General features: G+C 51.0%; 16 protein-coding genes. 9 read left to right on the top strand and 7 right to left on the bottom strand.

The genetic code is table 11. The annotated features are described in order from the left end of the window. Nucleotides 1–21 precede the first annotated feature (21 nt). The 4 genes from NT073_RS17215 (at nucleotide 22) to NT073_RS17205 (ending at nucleotide 4,114) form a co-directional block, all read left to right on the top strand. Nucleotides 22–252 carry a DUF4266 domain-containing protein gene (locus tag NT073_RS17215; RefSeq protein WP_297375812.1) on the top strand — a complete coding sequence of 77 codons (231 nt, stop codon included), beginning with the start codon at nucleotides 22–24 and terminating at the stop codon, nucleotides 250–252. Nucleotides 253–264: 12 nt separating this feature from the next. Then, nucleotides 265–561: a hypothetical protein gene (locus NT073_RS33405; protein ID WP_366107434.1), complete on the top strand. Its 297-nt coding sequence runs from the start codon at nucleotides 265–267 to the stop codon at nucleotides 559–561. Between the two features lie 9 nt (nucleotides 562–570). Then, the gene (locus NT073_RS17210; protein WP_366107569.1) at nucleotides 571–1,470 is read left to right on the top strand and encodes a DUF3570 domain-containing protein; all 900 of its coding nucleotides are present in this window, start codon (nucleotides 571–573) and stop codon (nucleotides 1,468–1,470) included. Nucleotides 1,471–1,729: 259 nt separating this feature from the next. Further along, nucleotides 1,730–4,114, top strand: coding sequence for a gliding motility-associated C-terminal domain-containing protein (locus tag NT073_RS17205; protein WP_297375810.1), 2,385 nt, complete (start codon nucleotides 1,730–1,732; stop codon nucleotides 4,112–4,114). Nucleotides 4,115–4,239: 125 nt separating this feature from the next. Here NT073_RS17205 and NT073_RS17200 read toward each other — a convergent pair whose 3' ends face one another. The 3 genes from NT073_RS17200 to NT073_RS17190 all read right to left on the bottom strand — a co-directional run bounded on the left by NT073_RS17200 (nucleotide 4,240) and on the right by NT073_RS17190 (nucleotide 8,135). Beyond that, complete coding sequence (locus NT073_RS17200; RefSeq protein ID WP_297375808.1) at nucleotides 4,240–4,788, bottom strand: YceI family protein; 549 nt, start codon at nucleotides 4,786–4,788, stop codon at nucleotides 4,240–4,242. A gap of 182 nt (nucleotides 4,789–4,970) precedes the next feature. Beyond that, a complete protein-coding gene (locus NT073_RS17195; RefSeq protein WP_297375806.1) occupies nucleotides 4,971–6,497 on the bottom strand; it encodes a M20/M25/M40 family metallo-hydrolase in 1,527 nt (508 codons plus the stop codon). An 84-nt stretch (nucleotides 6,498–6,581) separates the two neighbouring features. Beyond that, nucleotides 6,582–8,135 carry a serine hydrolase gene (locus NT073_RS17190; protein ID WP_297375804.1) on the bottom strand — a complete coding sequence of 518 codons (1,554 nt, stop codon included), beginning with the start codon at nucleotides 8,133–8,135 and terminating at the stop codon, nucleotides 6,582–6,584. A gap of 140 nt (nucleotides 8,136–8,275) precedes the next feature. Here NT073_RS17190 and NT073_RS17185 point away from each other — a divergent pair, with 140 nt between their 5' ends. Beyond that, nucleotides 8,276–9,787, top strand: coding sequence for a M28 family peptidase (locus NT073_RS17185; protein WP_297375802.1), 1,512 nt, complete (start codon nucleotides 8,276–8,278; stop codon nucleotides 9,785–9,787). 110 nt (nucleotides 9,788–9,897) lie between these two features. Here the strand turns inward: NT073_RS17185 and NT073_RS17180 are convergent, their stop codons facing one another. Both NT073_RS17180 and NT073_RS17175 read right to left on the bottom strand, forming a co-directional pair. Beyond that, a complete protein-coding gene (locus tag NT073_RS17180) occupies nucleotides 9,898–11,268 on the bottom strand; it encodes a hypothetical protein (RefSeq protein ID WP_297375800.1) in 1,371 nt (456 codons plus the stop codon). 211 nt (nucleotides 11,269–11,479) lie between these two features. After that, on the bottom strand, nucleotides 11,480–13,486 hold the full coding sequence (locus NT073_RS17175) for an SUMF1/EgtB/PvdO family nonheme iron enzyme (RefSeq protein WP_297375798.1): 2,007 nt from the start codon (nucleotides 13,484–13,486) through the stop codon (nucleotides 11,480–11,482). 155 nt (nucleotides 13,487–13,641) lie between these two features. On the opposite strand from NT073_RS17175, the gene NT073_RS17170 reads away from it, so the two are divergent. Continuing rightward, nucleotides 13,642–14,871: a TlpA disulfide reductase family protein gene (locus tag NT073_RS17170; protein WP_297375796.1), complete on the top strand. Its 1,230-nt coding sequence runs from the start codon at nucleotides 13,642–13,644 to the stop codon at nucleotides 14,869–14,871. Nucleotides 14,872–14,953: 82 nt separating this feature from the next. On the opposite strand, the gene NT073_RS17165 is transcribed toward NT073_RS17170, so the two are convergent. Continuing rightward, a complete protein-coding gene (locus NT073_RS17165) occupies nucleotides 14,954–15,172 on the bottom strand; it encodes a VF530 family protein (protein WP_297375794.1) in 219 nt (72 codons plus the stop codon). 497 nt (nucleotides 15,173–15,669) lie between these two features. On the opposite strand from NT073_RS17165, the gene NT073_RS17160 reads away from it, so the two are divergent. From NT073_RS17160 to NT073_RS17150, 3 genes are all read left to right on the top strand, one after another. Next, the gene (locus NT073_RS17160; protein WP_297375792.1) at nucleotides 15,670–18,348 is read left to right on the top strand and encodes a glucosidase; all 2,679 of its coding nucleotides are present in this window, start codon (nucleotides 15,670–15,672) and stop codon (nucleotides 18,346–18,348) included. A 173-nt stretch (nucleotides 18,349–18,521) separates the two neighbouring features. Further along, entirely contained in the window at nucleotides 18,522–19,538 is a 1,017-nt protein-coding gene (locus NT073_RS17155) for an aldo/keto reductase (RefSeq protein WP_297375790.1), read from the top strand. 18 nt (nucleotides 19,539–19,556) lie between these two features. Further along, nucleotides 19,557–20,477 carry an AraC family transcriptional regulator gene (locus tag NT073_RS17150; RefSeq protein ID WP_297375788.1) on the top strand — a complete coding sequence of 307 codons (921 nt, stop codon included), beginning with the start codon at nucleotides 19,557–19,559 and terminating at the stop codon, nucleotides 20,475–20,477. Between the two features lie 112 nt (nucleotides 20,478–20,589). On the opposite strand, the gene NT073_RS17145 is transcribed toward NT073_RS17150, so the two are convergent. Next, nucleotides 20,590–22,686, bottom strand: a complete 2,097-nt coding sequence (locus NT073_RS17145; RefSeq protein ID WP_297377055.1) for a M3 family metallopeptidase — start codon at nucleotides 22,684–22,686, stop codon at nucleotides 20,590–20,592. Nucleotides 22,687–22,791 lie beyond the last annotated feature (105 nt).

The following is a 22,791-nucleotide window of genomic DNA, read 5'->3' as shown; positions in this document are numbered from 1 at the left end:
AAACCTGTACCAAACCAAGCTATGAACACAACGAAACAATCCACAAAACTGGTCCTACTGGCGGGTCTTTCCCTGGCCGGACTGGCAGGCTGCACCACCGTTAAGGAATACCAGAAGAATCGTATAAACGACGCCGAAATGGAGCTTTCGGCCCGAAAATCGGAGAAGTTCGAACAAAATTTTTACCTCTACCGCGAAGGAGCCGCCGGCGCGAATGGCGGCAAAAGTGGTGGTGGCTGTGGTTGTAACTAAGAAACGCTGACAATGAAAAAAATATGTATAACCGTCGGCGTACTGCTTAGTCTACTGCGTTCGGGCCACGCTCAGTCCATTGAAAAACCTGCTTACGAAGCGCGTAAGTTAAGTATACAGGAGGTAAATCTGGTGTCGGGCTACTATAACCAAAACGGAAACAACTCAGCCGTCACAGGCGGCATTGGCTCCGAACAATTAACCGACTTTGCTCAATCCATAGACCTGGTTCTCAAGAGCACTAGTCGACTGAACCGCCAGCATACCCTGGCGTTCGACCTGAACATCGACCACTATACCTCGGCTTAGTCGGATAAGATTGACCCGCTTACGGTATCGTCTGCCTCCAAAAGCGACACTCACATTTATCCGTCAGTTTCCTGGAGTGTGCAGGATAACGCCCGGCATACCACACATGGCATTGCCCTCTCTTACTCGACGGAATATGATTACAAATCGTACGGAATCAACCTGAGTTTTGCGAAAGCCTCGGCTGATAACAACCGGGAGGTAAGCCTTAAAGCTGGTGCTTTTTTTGATACCTGGAAAGTGATCTTACCCGCCGAACTCAGGCCGGAAGGCTACGGGTCCGGTGCCCATCGGGATACCGACCCCATTGATTACAAGCCCCGAAACTCCTATAACGCCAGCCTGTCGGTTTCGCAGATCATCAACAAGCGGCTTCAGGTACTGTTGACGGTGGAGCCCGCGTTTCAGCAGGGGTTACTGAGTACGCCCTTCCACCGGATTTATTTTCGGGACGGGGCCGAAACGGTGGAACGACTGCCGGGTAGCCGCCTGAAACTGCCCATCGGTGTACGGCTGCATTATTTCCTGGGCGACCAGGTTATCGTCCGGGCATTCTATCGCTATTACATTGATGATTGGGGCATGCAGGCGCATACTGTCAACCTCGAAACACCCATTAAACTCACGTCTTTCATTTCGATCAGTCCTTTTTACCGATTCAGTCATCAGACCGCCGTTCGATACTTTGCGCCTTATGGCGAGCATCAGCTGACACAGAAGTACTACACAAGTGATTATGACATCTCCGGATTCAATAGTCAATTTTTAGGGACTGGTGTTCGAATGGCTCCCCCCGGTGGCTTACTGGGAATTGGTCATTGGCAAAGCCTCGAACTCCGCTACGGCCATTATGTTCGCAGTACCGGTATGGTTGCAAATAACGTAACTCTGCTGGCCAAACTTAAATAGAGAGCCAACACGTAGTAAACCGGATAAGTGGTAACCATCATCATGCATGAACGAGTACAGCTAGCGATTATCCGGTACTTTTATCAACAAAGGAGTGCGTATATTTAATGGTCTACTTCCTTTTTTATAGACCTTCTAGATCTATGCACTGAACTACGCTTATTCGATTGCTGAACGTAGTCATTGTCAGGAAAACCAACAAACCAGTCCATACCAGTTGTAATGAGTGAATGAGAGTGAAGTTTTTAACGGATTGCTTATGCGCACATTTACCTTACGACACTTAGTACTAATCCTGATTCTGGCGTTGCCAATGGCAGCCAAGGGTACTCACCAGGTTGGTGGGCATATTGAGATGAAAGCCGTAGGTAATGTTGCCGGCCATTATCGGATCACCGTTATCAATTACCTCGAAGACGGTACGCGCGGGGCAGCCAACCAGTCGACTATCGGTACGTTAGGCATTTTTCGAAAACGCGATAATGCGCTGATGACGACCTTTATGGTTCAGCAAACCGGTTCGCGGGTTCCCATCGTTTATGCCAATGGATTTTGCGCAGCCCAACGTAACCTAAAGTTCATTGTCCTGACCTACGAAGCGGATATTCAGCTACCACCCGGCAACTACACCGACACACAGGGATATTACATTTCCTATCAGACCCGTAACCGAAATGCGGGCATCAGCAATATCAACGGACCTAGTCAAACGGGCTTTACCTTTTATCTGGAGTTTCCGGCTATTCAGCAGAATAATCAGTTCTTCGAGAACTCATCCCCTCACTTTGGCCCCATTAATGGTGAATATATCTGTTTAGGTGATGCCTTTACCTTTCCTTTCGGCGGTACGGACCCCGATGGCGATGAACTCCGCTACTCCATGATTACCCCGCTAAACCAAAAGGGAGCTACCGGCCAGAATGCAACCGTCAATCCTGTTTCCCCAGGCCCCTACCCCGACGTGACTTGGCTCGCAGGGTATGACGCTAATAATGCTATTTCTGGAAACCCAAGCCTTCAGATCAATGCACAAACCGGCGAACTATCTGTAACGGCTACTCAACTGGGTTTATTTGTCTTTGCCATCAACGTTGAAGAGTATCGAAATGGGGTGAAAATTGGTGAAGTACGACGCGATTTTCAATTTCTGGTGATCGACTGTCCTCCTCAGACAACACCCGACCCGGCCGTTCAGATCAAAAATTACCCCAAGCAACTAACCACCACCATTTGCCAGGGCGACTCGGCGGTACTGATAGCAGCGCTGGACCCCAACTGGAATTACCAGTGGAGGAAGAACGACATTAACATTGTAGGGGCTACGAATCCAACCCTGGCCGTTCGGGAGTCCGGTCAGTATTCGATTGTGGTTTCACAAAAAGCCGTTTGCAGCAAAGTCGGAAATTCAGAAGTTATCACAGTTGATGTGATCGGGAGCGATGCGCGAGTTTCGGCAACGGGGCATTTATGCGCCACAACCGGTTCAATAAAACTGGTAGCAACGGGTGTTACGGACGTTACTTACCAGTGGTACAAGGATAGTCAGTTCCTGACGGGTCAGACAACGGATTCGCTTCGAACCACGGAGGCCGGTAAGTACTGGGCTGTTCTTACGTACCGTACGCTGGGTTGTAAAGCCCGAACCGATACGACCATTCTCGACCGCTCTGCCCCTGTTCTGCCATCCATTACCTCATCATCCGGCTTCAATCGGATTTGTCCGAACAGTTCGCTTCCGCTCGTAGGTAGTGGTGGCTTATTATACCGCTGGCAGAAAGATGGTACATCAATCAGCAATAACGAATCGGCGCAATTGGTTGCCAGTAACCCGGGCACGTTTGTGGTCACGGCCACGGATATATACGGGTGCGAAGGTACCTCCAGCCCCATAACCATCACTAGCGTTGCACCAGTAGTAGTCACTCTCGACTCTATTCCGGGTGTTTGCGGGCCCAATAATCCAGCATATACATTAACGGGGAACCCGCCGGGGGGCGATTTTGCCGGAGCCGGTATCGAAACCGATTCATTCGTCCCCGAGCAGGCAGGCGTTGGCAACCATACCGTAACGTATACGGTTAAGCCTGCCCCCGAATGTGCCGGAACGGTTGCTACCCGGATCGCCGTTGTGGCACCTATTCCTACCATTCAGCTAGCCGACTCGCTGACGACCTATCGGGGCAACAACTTTTCCCTGAATCCCGTATACACCGGCGACCCCGTTCAGTTCCAGTGGACATCGGCTACGTATCTGGATAACCCGACTGCCGCCAACCCAACCATCACGGATATCGCCGACGACATTACGTACACAATCGATGCAACCAACACCACCGGCTGCGCTGTGAAAGACACAATTCACATTACGGTTTTTGCCCGCGCCTGGGTACCTGACGCTTTTTCACCCAATGGCGACGGTCAGAATGATGTTCTGGAACTGCCCGGTATTACGGCCTTCCCCGATGCGGTCTTTACGCTGTTCAATCGATGGGGCGAAGTCGTTTATTCGTCCGGCAAAGGGTACACCAATCCATTCGATGGAACACTGAACGGAACGGCCCTGCCAACGGGGGTTTATGCGTACACCCTGTACACAGCCCCCAAGAAACCCGTTATACGCGGTCGAATCGTACTTGTTCGCTAAGTCATATGTCGTGAGTTCATAAAACCAGCAACGTGGTAGACTGATATAGCTGCAAAAAAATCCGGTATGTGTACGAACACATACCGGATTTGGGAACAGGGAAACCGGATGGTTTACCCCGTAAATTAAGCCTGCTTCGTTAACTGAATATTCAGGACCAGCTTAACGTCGTCGCTGACAACAACGCCACCCGCTTCGGTAACGCCATCCCAGGTAAGGCCAAATTCTTTACGCTTGATGGTACCGGTAGCTTCAAAACCGGCTTTGGTTTGTCCGTAGAAATCTACCATCTGTCCGCCGTGCTCAACTTTCAGCGTAACTGGCTTTGTAACTCCGCGAATGGTTAGATCGCCCGCCAGCGAATAGGTATCGTCACCCGTTTTAGTCATGGATGTCGATACAAAGGTCAGTTTAGGAAACTGCTCGGCATCGAAGAAATCAGCTGATTTCAGGTGACCATCACGTTGCTCCTGCCCTGTGCTAATGCTGCTTATATCGGCTGAAAAAGAGACTTTGGCATCGGCAAAATCATCCCCTACAGTTTCTACTTGTCCTTCGTACTGGCCAAAAGAACCCGTTACAGTCGAAATAACCAAGTGTTTAACTTTGAATTGAACTTCGGAGTGGGTTGGGTCGATAGCCCAGGTAGTAGCGGTTGCGGGTTGTGCTTCCATTGTTTGAGTCGTTTAATTACGTGTAAGAGTATTTGATGTATATACATTTAATTTTTAGAAATCGTTTCACCAGTTCAAAAATTTCCTCATCTTTTTTAGAACTGGCTTCACGGACCTCAAATTGTGTCGTAATGCAGTCGTTACGCCAACTTAAACACGATTCGAAGTTCATGAAATGTATTTTACTTAATCAGCATGATCGACGCCATAATCTCGATACCTTCCCAGAGATACTGAACCTTTACGTTCTCATTTTCGGCATGTTGATTGTTATCGTAATTAACCACTGGCACCGATACTACATTGGCTTTCAGCACTTTCTCGAACATGTACAGCGGCAAACTTCCCCCCGACGAAGGCGACAGAACAATGGGTTCCGGGCTAACTGCCTGAACAGCCGCCACGACGCCCTGAGCAACGGGCAAATCCATTGGCGTCCGCTGGGCGTTGTAGCCATGACCGGTCGTAATTTTGATCAGCTTCGGAAACTGCTGCCGTTCGGCATCGGTCGGTTCGTGGTCCAGCACCTGATACCCCTGCGCCCGGATATGGTCGATTACCCGCCCAACCTGACGGGTTACCTCATTGCCCCGCACGAGCCGTAAGTCAAGGACAGCTTCGGCTTTCGTCGGAATGATGTTACCTGCCATAGCGCCAACGTTTGCGCTTTGCATTCCGTTGATATTCAAGGTTGGGCGCATGAGCAGTTCCACAAACGGGGTTCCATTGCCATCGGGTTGTGCAAGGCCTAATTCTTTCTTTAAAGCCGCTTCCATATTAGGCACCTTCGCCAAAGCACTTCGTTCGCTGGCCGTTAGCGGCACCACATCGTCATAAAAACCCTTGATGATAACGTGGTCGTTCTCGTCTTTCATGCTGGCCAGTAGCTTAACCATCCGCATGGCGGGGTTGGGTGCCCAGTTGCCGTAATTGCCGCTGTGTAAGGGTCGCTTAGGGCCATACAACGTCAGGTACATGTTCACATCACCCCGAACGCCAAACTGCACAACGGGCTTGCCCGACACATGCCGTGGCCCATCGGCAATAATCCAGAGATCACTTGCCAGTTTGTCGCGGTGTTTGTCGAATATCTCGCCCAAGTGCGTTGAACCCACTTCTTCCTCGCCTTCAAAAAAGAACTTCAGGTTGGCCGTGAGGGGTATATTCGACTTTACCAAAGCATCGTAAGCGTTCAGGATGGTCATGACACCAGCCTTATCGTCGGCGCTGCCCCGGCCCGATAAGCGCCAGTTTGGATCGATCGGATCGCCCGATTTATAGGTTGTCACGATCTTGCCCCCTTGCTCCACCGGAGCCGTGATAAAGACGGGTACAAACGGCTGCAACCCTTCTCCCCACTGCTTTGGGTTAACCGGCTGCCCGTCGTAATGGGCATAAAAAACAAGCGTCTTTTTAGCCCCCGGCACACGAACCTCACCGAATACGGCGGGAGTTGAACCCGGTGCTGGGCCATCGAGAAGCATTCCCGAAATGCCCCGCTTCTTCATCATCTGAAGGATAAAAGCTGCGTTTCTACGGATGTTCACTGAGTCGGCAGAAACATTGGGAATGGACAGAAAGTCCCGATACTCATCCATTAGGGCGGTTTCCTGCACCTGCCGGTATTGCCGAACACGCTGCTGCGGTGTTTGGGCGAAACTATTTACTGAAAGTAAAATCAATAAAAGCAAACTGGTTTTAACGGACATAATCAATCAGGTGGGTAATACGTAGTTAAAGGTTTATTCAGTGTATGGGAAATTACATGTAGCAAATAGTACATACCAACATGGCTACCGTTCGGCAACACCTTTTCCCCCGGCATCGGCAGCTTTGTTGAATTCCAGGCCAAACGTTTTGAAGGTAGTGGCTTTTCCCCGCGTGTCGAGCATAAAACTGACGAGGTCTTTGCCATTCCAGAATTGGTCGTAAACCAGCCGAAAGGTATCAAAATGCCAATGTTCCATACTGCCGGTCATGATGTCATTAATGGATACATAAAGTTTGCCCTGCCGAAGGGTTACGTCAATCTTACCGTAAACAGGACTGTTGTATGTACCAACATACGCTGTTAACGGAAGTGATGGGTTGGTATTCAGTACGCGTGTGCTGTCGGCTTTACGCTCGGCCAGTTTAGCTTTCTGTTTGAAGCCTCCGTATAATTTCTGAAGCGAGGCACTCCAGTCCTGATCCGGCCCCAGGGCAAACTCATCGAATGCCCGGAACATCAGCGCGTGGCGAAGTTCGGCATGATCGAGATTACCTTGCACATAAACAGCCAGTTTCTGGTCGGGTAGCTGCCCGTGAATGGCAATCATCCCTGTCAGACTGCCGGTATGGAAATTAATCCGATGCCCGCGGTAATCCTGCTGAAACCATCCTAGACCGTACGTTTTCCAGACGGGTTTAGTTAATAGTTGGGTTGGATAGAACTCGGCATCGGTGACGAAGGTCTGAGGCTTGAATAACTCAGCCCAGGTGGCCGGTTTCAGGAGCGTTTTGCCATGATAGCGCCCTGAGTCGAGCATACACTGCATCCAGGCCGTAACATCATCAGGACACGTCCAGACAGACCCAGCCGGTCCAACGGCATCGACCAGACCCTCTTCCAACGGGCTATCGACCAACCGAACGGTGTCATTCACCTCCAGGTGTGGTTTAGCGCGGTTAGCATCCGTCACCTCGCCAAATAGCGCCTTTGTCCGGCGCATGTTGAGCGGTTCGAAAATACGGGTACGGATAAATTTATCCCACGACATGCCGCTCACTTTCTCCAGCACTTTTCCCGCTGCCAGGTACATAATATTCTGGTAGATGAATCCCGCCCGCAGCGAGTAGCTCGGCTTCACGTACCGCATCCGGCGCAGGATTTCGTCGCTCGGGATTTTCATAGCCGCCCAGAACACATCGGCATTGCCAACGCCGGTATTATGAATCAGCAAATCCCGCACCCGAAGCTCTCGTGTCACAGCAGGATCGTAAAGCTGAAAATCGGGCAGGTAGTCGGCTACCGGATCATCCCAGTTTAGCTTGCCCTCGTCGACCAGCATACCCAGGCAGGCCGCCGTCATGGCTTTGGTTGTCGATGCCATGGCGAAGAGGGTTTGTGAATCCACGGGTTCGGGCTTGCCGATTACCCGAACGCCATAGCCTTTCTTCAGCAGAACTTTACCGTCTTTAACGACCGTAACCGTCAGGCCGGGCACTTTCCAGTCACGTACCGCCTGCTGGATATAGGCATCATAGCGGGCCACCGGGTCGGAGACTGTTTTTTTCGATTGAGCTACTGCAGACGTTACCACACACCAACTGGTAACCAGGACGAACACAAGTAGATTCTTTTTCATCTAGGGCTATTTACCTCTCCAAGATAGCGTATTATTGCTTTTCGATGCGGTAAAACACATTTTTTTAGCCGTCTGGGCCAAATCATCCGGGCTTCTGAAGTAGATTTGTTATTCTCTAATCATCAACATATAATAAATCAATGATTAACCTGACCTTGAAAAAGATACCCTTTATTCCTGCTGCTCTGCTGACCCTTTCGGTGCTGGTCGGCCAGCTTCCCGGATACGCACAGCCCAAAACGAGTGCCCCTAAAACGGCTAACGCGATGTCGGCCATTAAGGAGAGCGACATTAAACGTGACCTCTTTGCCCTGGCGGGTGATCATTTCCGGGGTCGGGAAGGCGGTTCGCTCGATGAACTGAAAGCATCCGTCTGGATTGCCGACCAACTGCGGGCTATGGGCCTGCAACCCGCTGGCGATGACGGCACGTTCTTCCAGTTTTTCCACATCCAGCGTACCCGCATCACCGAAACCAGCCGCCTGAATATCGGTTCGCATCAACTCGTTCATGGTCAGGACGCATTCATTCTGGCACCAGCCATTGCCTCGGTTGATGCCCCGCTGGTCTTCGTGGGCAAAGGAACACCGGAAGATGTGGCGAAGGTCGACATCAAAGGCAAAGCCGTCGCGCTGGAGTTTTCGGGTACCGGCCCGGCGGATATAAGCTATCGCCGGTATCTGTTTGGCACCATGAACCGCCGGGCCTCGGAGCTGGTAAAAGCCGGGGCGCTGGCCGTCGTTTGGGTCTCAGATACACCCGCTCAATCGTATTTTGAACGCTGGACAACCGGCCTGGAGCGGGGCCGATACGATTTGCCGGGCGGTGCCAACACGCGGGTATTTTCGCAGGCACCCACAGTCTGGCTTCCTTCCAGTGCGCTGGAATGGGTAAAACAACCCGGACAGCAGTTTACGAACGTGGTGAATGTGGAAAGCTTCAACTATCCATCGGTCAATATCGTCGCCAAGGTGCCGGGAACGGACCCTAAGCTTAAAGATGAGTACGTGTTGTTCAGCACCCACCAGGACCACGACGGCGTTCGCCGGGCAGTAGCGGGCGATTCGATCTGGAACGGAGCCGACGACAATGCCAGCGGCTGTGTGGCGACGATGGCCATTGGCCGCGCCTTTGCCCAGAAACCCGGCAAACGGTCGGCGCTGATCGTTTTTCACGGGGCCGAGGAGCGCGGTCTGCTAGGGTCACGCTACTACGTAGAGCACCCAACGGTACCCAAAGGGTCTATTGTAGCGGTACTCAATGCCGAAATGATTGGCCGGAATGCCCCTGACAGTGCGGCTATTCTGGGCCAGCAGCCTCCGCACCGCAACTCGACTGATCTGGTTAATGCCGCACTGGTAGTGAACCAGTCTGAAGCTCATTTCAAACTCGACACCTTGTGGGACAAACCGGAGCATCCGGAAGGCTGGTATTTCCGGTCTGACCACCTCCCTTACGCCCGTGCGAACGTACCGGCCATTGCGTTTACGACCCTGCTCCACGCCGATTACCACACGCCAAAAGACGAACCCGACCGTATCAACACCGCCAAGGTAACCCGCATTGCGAAATGGATTTACCTGACGGGCTGGGACGTGGCGAACCGTCCGGACCGGGTAAAGGTCGATCCGGGTTTCAAGCTGGAACGATAGCTGAGTTAGTCGAAGGAAAACGTTCATGTATATAACCAGAGAGGCCCCGTTGTTGCGGGGCCTCTCTGGTTATATACATTCTATTCGCGTAAACGAATCAACGGCGTTGTTTACCGACGGCCACCGCCGTGAAAACCACCCCCACCGTGAAAGCCGCCACTAAAGCCACCACCACCGAAGGAGCGTATGCCCCCTCCACCCCAACTTTGTACACGGGAACCGCCAAAATTAGTCGAGGGCGCGGTTACCCTGCCTCCTCCGCTAAACACACGGCTCGGCCCGCTATACTGACGCCCATTACTGAGCCAGTTGGCACGGGAAGATGAGAAACCCGATGGTGAGCCAAAAGCCCGGTGAGCCGCCGACATGAATCCGGTATTGACCGGTGTATACGGCCGATTCATGCCCATATAGCGATTATAATATTGATTATAACGCCCGTACAGGTGCGGATAATAGGTGTATCCGGTCCGGAAAAACCAGTTGGAAAACCCGAACGAAGGCAATCCGAACACCACCATATTGCCTCCCATTCCATTGTAGAATCCGGTACCATACCACCAGGCCGATGGATACCACATTGCCGAGGTGTACCAGTAGGGATAACCAAACCAGAATGGATACGGGTTCTGATAATAATTTGAGCTGTTCACCCAGGCCGGATTGGGATTAATCCCACCTGTTTTATAGCCGTTCGCCTGGGCGTAGGCTTGCCCGGCCTGCTGTAACTCCTGGCGGGCCTGTGGGTCCTGATTCAACTGATTCTGATAATCGGCCAGTTCCTGCTGGCTTTGTGCCTGGAGCGTATCGTGCAGGGCAGACAGGTCTCTTGTTACCTGGTCGGGGTTGTTGCGGTACGCTTCGCCAAGCTGAGCTGTCTGCTCAGGATGCTCGGTTAGCTTGGTGAGCACGTCCGGCATGTCGATCAACTGCCGGAACGCCTGTTGGGTCTGATTGTCGAGGGGGGCAATCATCGCGTCGAACGCCTGCTGTGCCTGCTGGCTGATGTTATCGACCTGAACCAGATCGTCATGATGATGTCGGTATAGTTTCCAGGCCGCTTCTTGCGTATCGGCGGGCAGGCTTTTGGCTAACTCCTTCACCTCCTGTTCACTCGAACTGGCGGGCTGTGTAGCTAGCGTATGCATAACATCGGGAAAGCGGGACAGGTCATAGAACCAGCCCTGCTTGGACTGCCCGTAGGTCTGAATCAGGCGAGTAAATGCTTGCTGACTGGCGGTTCGTTGCGCAACCAGGCCATTTATGATCTGCGGCTGCCCCGCAGCCAGTAAAACAGACTGCCGAACATCGTCCCGGTAGGGTGCGATGGTCGACGAAAGCGATTGATTGGGGTCGTTGGTCGTAACGGGCTGCTGCTCGAAGGGCGTATTCTGGGCAATGATGGGTTGCCATCCTGCGACCACCAACCCGAGTGCGAGGAGCAGGGTTTTGGCCGGGATTTGATGGATGAACGTTTTCATGATTGATGCCTTGATTTAACGGTTCTGTCAACACTAAATTGACTGTCGGCAATCTGGAAAAATGTCGTTTTCCGCAGCAGATAAACCATTTCGCCGACTATAACATGAACATCAAAAGGCCTCAAAAATGGATAAAACAGGCGTTAATCTTTGATTAAAGATAGCCTGCTCTCATTCCTTAAAAACACACATGTCTCGTCAACAAATCAGCTCATTTAACCGCGACCGGCAGTTGTTTGAGCCACTCCAGATTAAACTGATAATGTACACTGCTGCTGAGCAGATGAATCATATTATCCGGCGTTTGGGTCATGGCCAGATACCCCTTGGGTTCAGCGTGCGTAGCATCCATTTGGAACGCCCCGGTCCAGGCACCACCGTTGAGGTAGCGTTCCTTCCCGTCAGTCAGGAGTTTTTTAATGGGCCAGGTTTTGCCCTCATCGAACGAAACAGACGCATACATGCCATATCCTTTATACGTATTTCCCTGCGCATCGCGGAACAACATTCCCGCCTTTTCACCATCCCGTTCGTCGGGGTGATGGGTGAACGATACCAGTAAAATGGCGCCTTCGTTGAGTCGGTACAACACCAGCCGCTGCCCGCTCCAAACCGGCGGAAATTCCGAAGCCGAATAAGTCCACGTTTTGCCCATATCACTGGATACGCTCATGGGCATTCGCGGACCAATACCGTTGGGGCCGGGGATATCATCTTTCCGGCCGAACGCCAGCAAACGTCCATCCGTCAACTGAACTACACCCGTGTGAATACCGGCAATAAGCCCACCAGTTTCTCCGGCGCGGAAAGCTGGCGTTTGCTCTCCGGTGTAGGGTTTCACCCAGGTGTTGCCGCCGTCTTTACTGATGTGGATAGCACTGCCACCGCTGGGGCCGGGATCGGCGTCGGCCGCCTGAACCAGCCAGCCCTCTTTCGTCTGGAACATCCCCGCTATCACCTGATTGCGTTTGGTGTGCTCGGCGTTGGCAAAACGGGGGGTGGACCAGGTGGCTCCATTGTCCTTACTGGTCCGCTGAACCATAGCCAGATCCTGCCAGTCGCCATCGGTTTCAACACCATTCATGTGGTAGATCGTGCCTTTCCCATCATGAAAGAGCGATGCGCCGGTCATATTTCGATCGGGTACTTTAAAGAATTCATACGGCTCATCCCAACCGGCCGCACCAGTATGGAATCGGCTCGCCAGCACGGTCATTTCGCGCCCGGACTCTTCATCCGTCGAAAACCAGATGGCTAGTAGATCGCCATTGGAGCACCAGGTTACGGCCGGTTGGTGGTTATGACTGTAAAAAGGCACGTTCGCGCTGCAATCGGGCTTACGAATGTACCGTTTCGGTTCGCTAAAGATGGGAATCTGGGGTGGCGCCGGTCGCCAGGTGGCCCTTTTCTGCGACACCGTCACCGTCGATGTCACCGCTGGCAGGGACTTCGTGGCGGGCATAGCTGCTTCCACGACCCGAAATCCAACAAGCCAGCTTTTATCATCGGGCACCAGGGCCATTCGGTTAGCCGATCGCAGGAACGACACCGGTGTGCCATGACTCCCGCCCCGACTCACCCGAAACAGGCCACTTTCCCGCCCAACCGGGTCCTGCTGCTCCCCCGCCTGATAAGGGCCGTACCAGTCCAGGCACCACTCCTCCACATTGCCATGCATGTCGTATAGGCCCCAGGGGTTAGCCGGTGTCTGCCCTACTTTCAACGAAACAACAACGGGATTCCTGTCGGTTTTCTGACTTTTCTGAAATGCCTGCGGTAAGGTATTTCCGGTCCAGAAATTACTGACAGTACCCGCCCGACAGGTATATTCCCACTCCGCTTCCGTGGGCAACCGGTACAACTTCCCTTCTTTACGGGAGAGCCAGTCGCAAAAAGCAACGGCTTCGGCATAACTGATAAAAACCACGGCTTCGTCGTCTTCCTTCGAAAAACCATTCTTGCCCCGCAGGGCCTTATGTTCTGGCCTGAAGCGTTCGTACTGGGCGTTGGTCACTTCGGTAGCCGACATCTGGAATCCATTGGCGATCGTCACCCGGTGTACCGGATTTTCGTCGGCATCTTTTCCTTCTCCTTCCGACCCCATGTAAAACCGGCCCGCCGGAACCGGGACGAATTGCATACCGATCGAATTAGATGACTGAGCAATTCCGACAGTCGATAAAAAGTACGCCACGACCAGCGTATAAATACATTTCATTTGGAATGATGTTTGCCTGTGCTTCAGATAAAACAGGTTCTTTCAGGACAGGATTGACGATTGAGCAGAAAACGCACGAACCTTATTCGGATAATCTGCCCGTAAAATTGGGCAAAGAATGACTTGTTCTTCCCTTCGATCAGACAAAAAACTATATGACTTACTACCGCTTCCTTATCCTGCTGCTGTTCCTGGGCATTAGCCGGAGCTTTGCTCAGTCAATTTATCAGGGGCCCGAAGCCGAAACGCTTGCAACGACGGAAGCTGAAAAAGCATTTCTAGCCGCATTTAAAACAACGTTTAAGACCAATTTCGACGCGTCCGGCCAATACACCAAACTAGCCACCACCGGCCTGGACGCCTGGGAAATGCAGCTCTTTGATGCCCGGAAAGCCCAGCTTGCTTTTTACGAAGCCTACCCCCAGGGGAGTCAGTTTTCAGCACCTTTTAAACTGTATATCGACGCCTGTATCCGGTGGAATTACTGGCATTTGTTGCTGGCTTACCCCATTCTACGCGGCAATGCCCAAACGAGTCAGCCTAACGTGCTATCGCTGCCCGCCATTATGGTCGATGAATTGGCTGGCCTGAATGTAAATGATGAAGCTGCCCTCTACGCTGAACCGTATCAACATTTCCTGTATTTCTACATTACCTACCTCAACTCCAAAGCCCGCAACTTTGTAAAATATACGCAGGCCGATATACACACCAGTTTAACCGATAAAGCCTCCGTGGCGCGTAAGCACCTTACAGGACAACCTTATCAGTATGCTCTGGCGCGGCTACTAGTCGAAAACTGCGAAAAGGCAACCCCTGCTTCTGTTCGTACTGTATTCGACTTATTGGGCAATACACCCAATGCAGGCAGGTATGTAATGATCGTGAAAGCCCGATGCGGAGCGGTCATGGACAGGAAAGACGAACCCGTTGCCACCACCAAAAAGAAGCCCGCCGATCCAAATGCATTTTCCTTTACCAATCTAAGTGGCGAAGTCGTTACACTCGATGAGTTTATCGGAAAAGTAATTTACCTGGATGTGTGGGCGAGCTGGTGTGGCCCCTGTCGGGCCGAATTTCCTTTCTCCAAACAACTTCAGGAACGCCTGACCAAGAAGCAGAAAGAACAGGTCGTCTTTTTGTACCTCTCCATTGACGATTCCGAGGAAGCCTGGAAAAAAGCCCTCAACGCGCTGCAGCTGACCGGCGAACAAGGCTTGTCGAAAGGAGGCTGGCATTCCCGAACCGTTCAGTATTTCGGCATTGGCAGCATCCCGCGTTATCTCTTGATCGATAGGAAAGGCAAGGTTGCCGACGAAAATGCCAAACGCCCGAGCCAGACCGATGCCATCTTGCAGGATATTCTCAAGTTGATATCCGAGTAACCCTTCAATTTAGTAGCAGACAGCAGGATGCTGTCTGAGCCGCCATAGTGGCTAATTGACCAGGTAGTTAAATTTGAGCGTCTCAATGTTCAGTCATTTCGAGATAGAGTTCTTCTACCTGTTTCCGTGCCCAGTCGGTCTTACGAAGAAACGTAAGGCTTGATTTTATGCTTGGATTGCTCACAAAACAGTTGATTCTGATTTTCCTAGCCAGCCGCTCCCAACCGTAATGAGCAACTAAATCGGTCAGGATAGCTTCGAGTGTTTTGCCGTGCAGTGGATTGTTAGGTTGCGCATTCATGCTGTAAAAACGGTAAATAATTTAGTTCTGGTTAGTAGTATTGAGTTATTGGTTTAGGGGTTATGAAGGTACCTATTAGTAGCTCAATCCCACTAACTTATAAACAAACTTCCAAGGAAGGTAATCTTGAAAAAAGGCTGGAAAGCCACTTCGTAGTATCGCCATGTTTTAAGACGGAAGGCCTCCGTAAAAAAAATAAACCTATTTCTCTCCAGTTGATCTATAGCCTGACCGTGACAAACCATAAAAAAGGAGAGTCTAAACTGGCAGTACAAAACCAACTTTTTTGACACAATATTCATATTAATATTCTGAACTATGTCTCTTTATAAAGAATAATGAATATTTTTAATCGATTTTGCCAAACAATTACCTGAAGTAAACGGTAAAGTACAAAAGAATTTTCTCGTACATACCCGGCACGCCTACTATCTTTGATAGTTAAACTTACCGAGTTCACCACTCAACCACCGTAAAATTGACATTAGCTACTCATTATGCCTACTGCTGAACGCGAACGCATCTACGAACGAGCCGATAACAAAGGCTGGAAAAAATGGGGGCCTTACCTCTCCGAACGAGCCTGGGGCACGGTCCGTGAAGATTATAGTCCCTATGGAGATGCCTGGAACTTTGTCAGTCATGACATGGCCCGCTCCCGCGCTTACCGCTGGGGAGAAGAAGGCATTGGTGGCATTTCGGACAATAAAGGGCACATTTGCTTTGCTCTGGCCTTCTGGAACCATAAAGATAATATTCTGAAAGAGCGTCTTTTCGGTCTGGCCGGACCCGAGGGCAATCATGGCGAAGACGTAAAGGAACTGTATTATTATCTCGACAGTACCCCAACGCATTCGTACATGAAAATGCTGTACAAGTACCCACAGCAGGAGTTTCCGTACAACCGGCTGGTTATCGAATCGTCGCGCCGAAATCGGCAGGAACCCGAATTTGAACTGACCGACACGGGTATTTTCGATAAAGACGAATATTTCGACATTTTCATCGAATATGCCAAAGCTGATCAGAACGACTGGCTGGTTACAATTACGGCCCATAACCGCTCGGCTTCGGAGGCTCCCCTCACCTTGTTGCCGACCATCTGGTTTCGTAATACCTGGTCGTGGGGCTACGAGCAGTACAATTCCCGGCCCATGCTCAACGGCATTGCCAATAATCAGATTGAGGTTAATCACAGGCAATTAGGCAAATATAAACTCTATTGCGAAGACGCCGATGCGCTCCTTTTCTGCGATAACGACACGAACTCTGAACGACTCTACGGACGGCCAAACGTATCGAAATACACCAAAGACGGCATAAACAATTACATCGTTTCGGGTGGTAAGAAAAGCTTTATCAACCCAAACCAGATCGGCACCAAAGCCTCAGCGCAATATACGCGCCTGGTACCCGCAGGCGGAAGTGTGAGCGTTCGGCTTCGCTTCAGTGATCAAACAACATTGACCGGCCCGTTTGAGGATTTCGACGACATCTGGAAAAACCGGCTTGATGAAGCAGACGCCTTTTATGCCGATTTGCAGAAGAATGTACAGGACACTGAACTGCTCGCCATTCAGCGGCAAGCCTACGCGGGCATGCTCTGGAGCAAGCAGTTTTACTATTACAATGTCAATGAATGGCTAAAAGGCGACCCCAAAATGCCGGTACCGTTTCAGGGACGGGTGTACGCCCGCAATGAAACGTGGCGGCATATGTACACCGCCAACATCCTGTCGATGCCCGACAAGTGGGAATACCCCTGGTTTGCGGCCTGGGATCTGGCTTTCCATACCCTAACCCTAGCCCGACTTGACCCTCATTTCGCTAAACGGCAACTGGCGGTAATCCTGCGCGAATATTACATGCATCCAAACGGCCAGATTCCGGCCTACGAATGGAATTTCAGCGATGTAAATCCACCAGTTCATGCCTGGGCCACCTGGAAAGTGTATGAAATCGACAAGGAGCAAAATGGCGTTGGGGATGTAAACTTCCTGGAACGGGTCTTCCACAAGCTGCTGCTGAACTTCACCTGGTGGGTGAACAGGAAGGACGTTTCGGGCAATAATATCTTTGGCGGGGGCTTCCTGGGGCTGGATAACATCGGGGTTTTTGACCGGAGCCAGCCATTACCGATGGGCGGACGCATTGAACAAGCCGATGGTACGGGCTGGATGGCCATGTATACGCTGAACATGCTCCGAATTGCCTGCGAGATTTCGCTCACGCGCCCCTCCTATCAGGATATGGCCAGCAAGTTTTTCGAGCATTTCCTCCATATCGCATCGGCTATGAACAACCTCGGCAAGCAGAACATCAGCCTGTGGGACGAGGTAGATCAGTTCTATTACGATGTGCTGCACATGCCCGACCATAACGCGCGGCTATTGAAAATTCGGTCGATGGTAGGGCTCATCCCGCTCTTTGCCGTAGAGATTCTGGACGAGTCACTACTTTCGCAACTGCCCGACTTCAAACGCCGGGTGGAATGGGTGCTGACCAACCGGCCAGATCTGGCCTCGCTCGTTTCGCGCTGGCACGAGCCGGGTAAGGGCGAAACGCACCTGCTGAGCTTGCTCCGTGGACACCGTATGAAGATGATCTTGAAACGAATGTTCGACGAAACCGAATTCCTGTCAGACTACGGGATTCGGGCGTTATCGAAATACCACGAGAAAACACCGTATCAGTTTGAACTGAACAGCGAGATTTTCCAGGTTCGTTACGTAGCAGCCGAGTCGGAGATGAGCATGTTCGGGGGTAACTCCAACTGGCGCGGTCCCATCTGGTTCCCGGTAAACTTTCTGCTCATCGACTCGCTGCTGAAGTTTTACCAATATTACGGCGACGATTTCGAGATAGAATACCCTACGCATTCGGGCCATATCATGAGCGTGAAAGAAGCAACGCTTCTCGTGATCGAACGGCTGCTGAATATCTTCCGGCGCGACGATTCAGGGCGTATTGCGGCCTTTGGCGCCGACAGAAAGATGCAAAACGACCCGCATTTCAAGGATCTGTATCTCTTCTACGAATACTTCAACGGCGACAATGGCATGGGCCTTGGCGCCAGCCACCAAACCGGCTGGACGGGCCTCGTCGCCGACCTGATCGAGTACCTTTACAAGTACCAGACCCAACCGCAGGAATTGGCGGTAGGAACGGAAAAGTGAATTTAACAGGCGAGGGAGGTTTTGATAAAATCTCCCTCGCCTGTTAAACCACGTTATGGTGCTTGATTTCTCCGGACCAAAATCCGGATACAACATTCCTCAATTTGGCTACTGTTTGATTTTTGCTCGCCCTGACCTTTGTGACAGAAATTTAAACAACGAGTAGGCAGGTTATGGAAAAGATTCAACCAGTTAATTTAGGAAGTCAGGGCCTTGCAGTGCCCAACATAGGTCTGGGCTGCATGGGCATGACTCAGATTGCAGGAGCCGATATTTATGGGAAAGCGAACGAGTCGGAAGCTATCGCTACTATTCATCGGTCGCTGGATTTAGGCGGCAACTTCCTCGACACCGCCGATCTGTACGGCCCGCTGGCCAATGAACGGCTAATTGCTAAAGCCATCCGGGGCAACCGGAACAGCTACATCATTGCGACCAAATTCGGCTTTGAAATTGACGACAATGAACAACTTACCTGGCAGTTCAACGGGCAGCCTGCCTATGTCAGAAAAGCCGTTGAACGCTCCCTGAAAAATCTGGGCACCGATTTCATCGATCTGTATTATTTACACCGCCTGGACCCCAATACACCCATTGACGAAACGGTAGGCGCTATGGCTGATCTGGTGAAAGAAGGGAAAGTCGGGTACATTGGCCTGTCGGAAGTGTCGTCGGCAACCATCCGAAAAGCCCATCAAATTCACCCGCTAACCGCCGTACAGACGGAGTACTCTCTGTTTGAGCGAACAGCAGAGGAAGCGGGCATTACCGATACGCTACAAGAGCTTGGTATTGGCTTTATCGCGTATTCCCCCCTGGGACGCGGGTTTCTATCGGGCGATATGACCTTTAAAAGCCCGGACGACTTTCCGGCCGATGACTTCCGGCGCAGCATTCCCAGGTTTCAGGGTGACAACTTTTACCGGAACCTCGACCTGGTAAAAGCAATCAAACAACTGGCCGACGAAAAGGACATGACGCCTTCCCAACTAGCGCTCGCGTGGGTAATAGCCAAAGGATTTGTTCCCATTCCCGGTACTAAGCGGGTTTCGTACCTGGAGCAGAATATTGCAGCTGCCAGCGTTTCGTTAACGGCCGATGAGATGGAACGTCTGGAGTCCATTGTTCCGTTAGGTATGTCGACGGGCGACAGATATGATGCGGCAGGTATGCAGTGGATCGATCAATAGCGTTCAATACGTTTACAGATGAGAAAAGAGACGACTTCCCCATACATAATCAATTCCATTTCTGAGTTGCACCGCCTGTTGGGTTTGCCCAAACCAGAGCATCCATGTGTGAGCGTCATTAATCTGGCCGACGTTAAGTGCCATTTCGATGAGACACTGAAAAGTGTAGTTTACAACTTTTACTCGATCTGCATCAAAAAGGATTTTACGGGGAAGTTGAGATACGGGCAGAACTACTACGATTTCGACGAAGGAGTAATGACTTTTTTCTCTCCCGGGCAGGTCATATCGACGGTCACTCCGGACGGCATGGCGCTTACGGGCTGCTGGTTGGTGATTCACCCGGACTTTATCCAAAATTATCCGTTAGCCAAAAGCATCAAAGAACACGGCTTTTTCTCGTATGCGGTCAATGAAGCTCTTTTTCTTTCCGATAAAGAAGAGATGACGATCAACTCGATCATGCAGACGATCGAGCAGGAGTATCGGTCTGTGATTGACAGTTATAGTCAGGATGTGATCGTGTCGCATATTGACGTCCTGCTCACGTATGCCAACCGGTATTACAACCGGCAGTTCATTACCCGTAAAAACGCCAGTCACGATCTGCTGACGAATTTGGAGGTTCTGCTGTCTGATTATTTTGACAATGAACAGGTTCGGGAACAGGGCCTGCCGACGGTGCAGTACTTATCTGAGAAACTCCATCTTTCGCCCACGTATCTGAGCGATATGCTACGGAAGCTTACGGGCCAAAGCGCCCAACAGCATATTCACAACAAGCTGATTGACAAAGCGAAAGAGATACTGTCAACAACCTCTTTATCCGTCAGTGAAATTGCGTATCAGCTTGGCTTTGAGTACCCGCAATCGTTCAACAAACTGTTTAAAAGCAAGACGCACATATCGCCCCTGGAGTTTAGACAATCGTTTAATTAGTCGTTGGTTATTGGTTATTGATTCGGAAGGAATAACACATTAACCAATAACTATTACCCATAAAAAAGGGGCTGCCGATGAATGGCAGCCCCTTTTTTGCGTAAGCCTATTTTTACAATATCAATCCACTGCGCCGGAGCATGGCTTTGGGCGATGGTTCGCGGCCCCGGAATTTTTTGTAGAGTTCCATAGGTTTTTCACTGCCACCCTTTTCCAGTACGTTCTTCCGGAAACTGTCGGCGGCAGCTTTGTTTTCGAGGCCACCTTTTTCTTTAAAGAACTCAAAAGCATCGGCGTCCAGCACTTCACTCCATTTGTAGCTGTAATAACCGGCCGAGTAGCCCCCCGCAAAAATGTGCGAGAAAGCCGGACTGATTGCTACCCCATCCACGTGCGGGAACAGGTTCGCAACGGAATCCACCCGACCTTCAACCTGCGAGATTGTTTCTCCCGTAGGTTTTTGCCCGTGATAATACATGTCGATCAGCCCCAAACGCAATTGACGCAGGTTTGCCATACCCGCCATGAAGTTCTGGCTGGCGCGGATTTTCTCAATCAGTTCATTGGGAATCACTTCACCGGTTTGGTAGTGTTTCGCAAAAAGCTTAAGCGCTTCGGGGTCGTAACACCAGTTTTCCATCACCTGCGAGGGTAACTCAACGAAATCGCGGGGAACACTAGTGCCACTTAGGCTTTCGTATTTACCATTCGCCAGCATACCATGCAAGCCATGTCCGAATTCGTGGAAGAGGGTTGTCACCTCGTAGAATGTCAGCAGCGAAGGCTTGGTATCCGTTGGCCGGGTGAAGTTGCAGACGTTAACGATATGCGGCCGGATGTTGGTTCCGTTCTCGATTTTCTGTCCCTGGATATCATTCATCCAGGCACCACTCCGTTTGCCCGCCCGTGGGAAGTAATCGCCGTAAAAAACCGCCAGAAATTTGCCGTCTTTATCGAAAACATCGAAGGTTTTCACCTCCGGGTTGTACACCGGAATATCGGTACGCTCCTTGAAGGTGACACCATATAACTTGTTCGCTATCGTGAAGACGCCATTCAGGACGTTTTCCAGTTTGAAGTACGGTTTGAGCGTTTCGTCGTCAAGATCGTATTTTTCTTTCTTCAGCTTTTCAGAATAGTAACCGCTGTCCCAGGCCTGCAATTTATCATCCTGGAAACCATGAGCTTTGGCGTAGGTCGTTAGTTCCACAAGCTGGCGCTCGGCTGCCGGACGGGCATACGATACCAGTTCATCCAAGAAACTTTGGACTTTATCTCTCGAACCGGCCATACTTTCTTCCAGAACAAAATCAGCATGGGTCTTGTAACTCAACAGATTAGCGCGCTCGTAGCGTAAGTTTACGATCTTGTTGATGATCGCTGAATTATCGTTTTTATCGCCGTGGAAACCACGACCGTTGGAAGCCAGGTATAGCTTTTTCCGTAGTTCCCGATTGTCGGCATACTGCATGAAAGGGCCATAGCTCGGGGCCTGCAAGGTGAATACCCAGCCTTCTTTCCCCTTCTGTTTAGCCGTTGCTTTGGCGGCATCGCGCGCGAAGTCGGGCAAACCGGCAAGGTCTTTCTCGTCCGTTACGACCATCATGTATTCGTTGGTTTCGTTCAGGACATTCTCACCAAATTGAAGCGACAGTTGCGACAGTTCTTTGTCAATAGCCCGCAAACGTTCTTTGCCTTTATCATCCAGATTAGCTCCATTGCGCGAAAAACGTTTGTACGTCTTTTCGAGCAGCATAGCACTTTCCGGGTCAAGTTTCAGCTTGGCACGTTGCTCGTATACCGCTTTAATTCGGGCAAAAAGCTTGGCGTTCAGGGTAATGTCGTTTCCATACTCACTCAACAGGGGCGACGCTTCCTTCACAATTTTCTGAAGTTCGGGCGTTGTTTCAGCACTGTTCAGGTTAAACAACACCGATGTTACTTTCCCGGCTAAATCGCCCGCACGTTCGAGAGCAACGATGGTATTCTCAAAGGTTGGAGCGGCCGTATTAGTAACGATTGCATCCACGTCTTTGCGGCCTTGTGCCAGACCATCTTTAAGCGCGGGGAGGTAATCAGCATTTTTGATCTTGTCGAACGGCGCCGTCTGGTGCGGTGTTGTGTACGACGTGAGAAATGGATTTTGGGTCATCTTAGGTTGTTGGGGCGAAGGCTGTGCCAACACTGCGGTAGCAGTGATCGCCAGCATAACGCCAGTCTTCTTGATTTGAGGGATTAACATACCAGTTTGTCAAATGAGTTTCCCCGAAAAATACGAAACTAGCGTGAATTATACAGGCCTTTGTCTTACAGA

The organism is Spirosoma sp. (assembly GCF_026391055.1).
In the GTDB taxonomy this organism is placed as follows: Bacteria; Bacteroidota; Bacteroidia; order Cytophagales; family Spirosomataceae; genus Spirosoma.
Note: the sequence above shows the minus strand (reverse complement) of the source record. Positions and strands in the feature narration are given on the sequence as shown.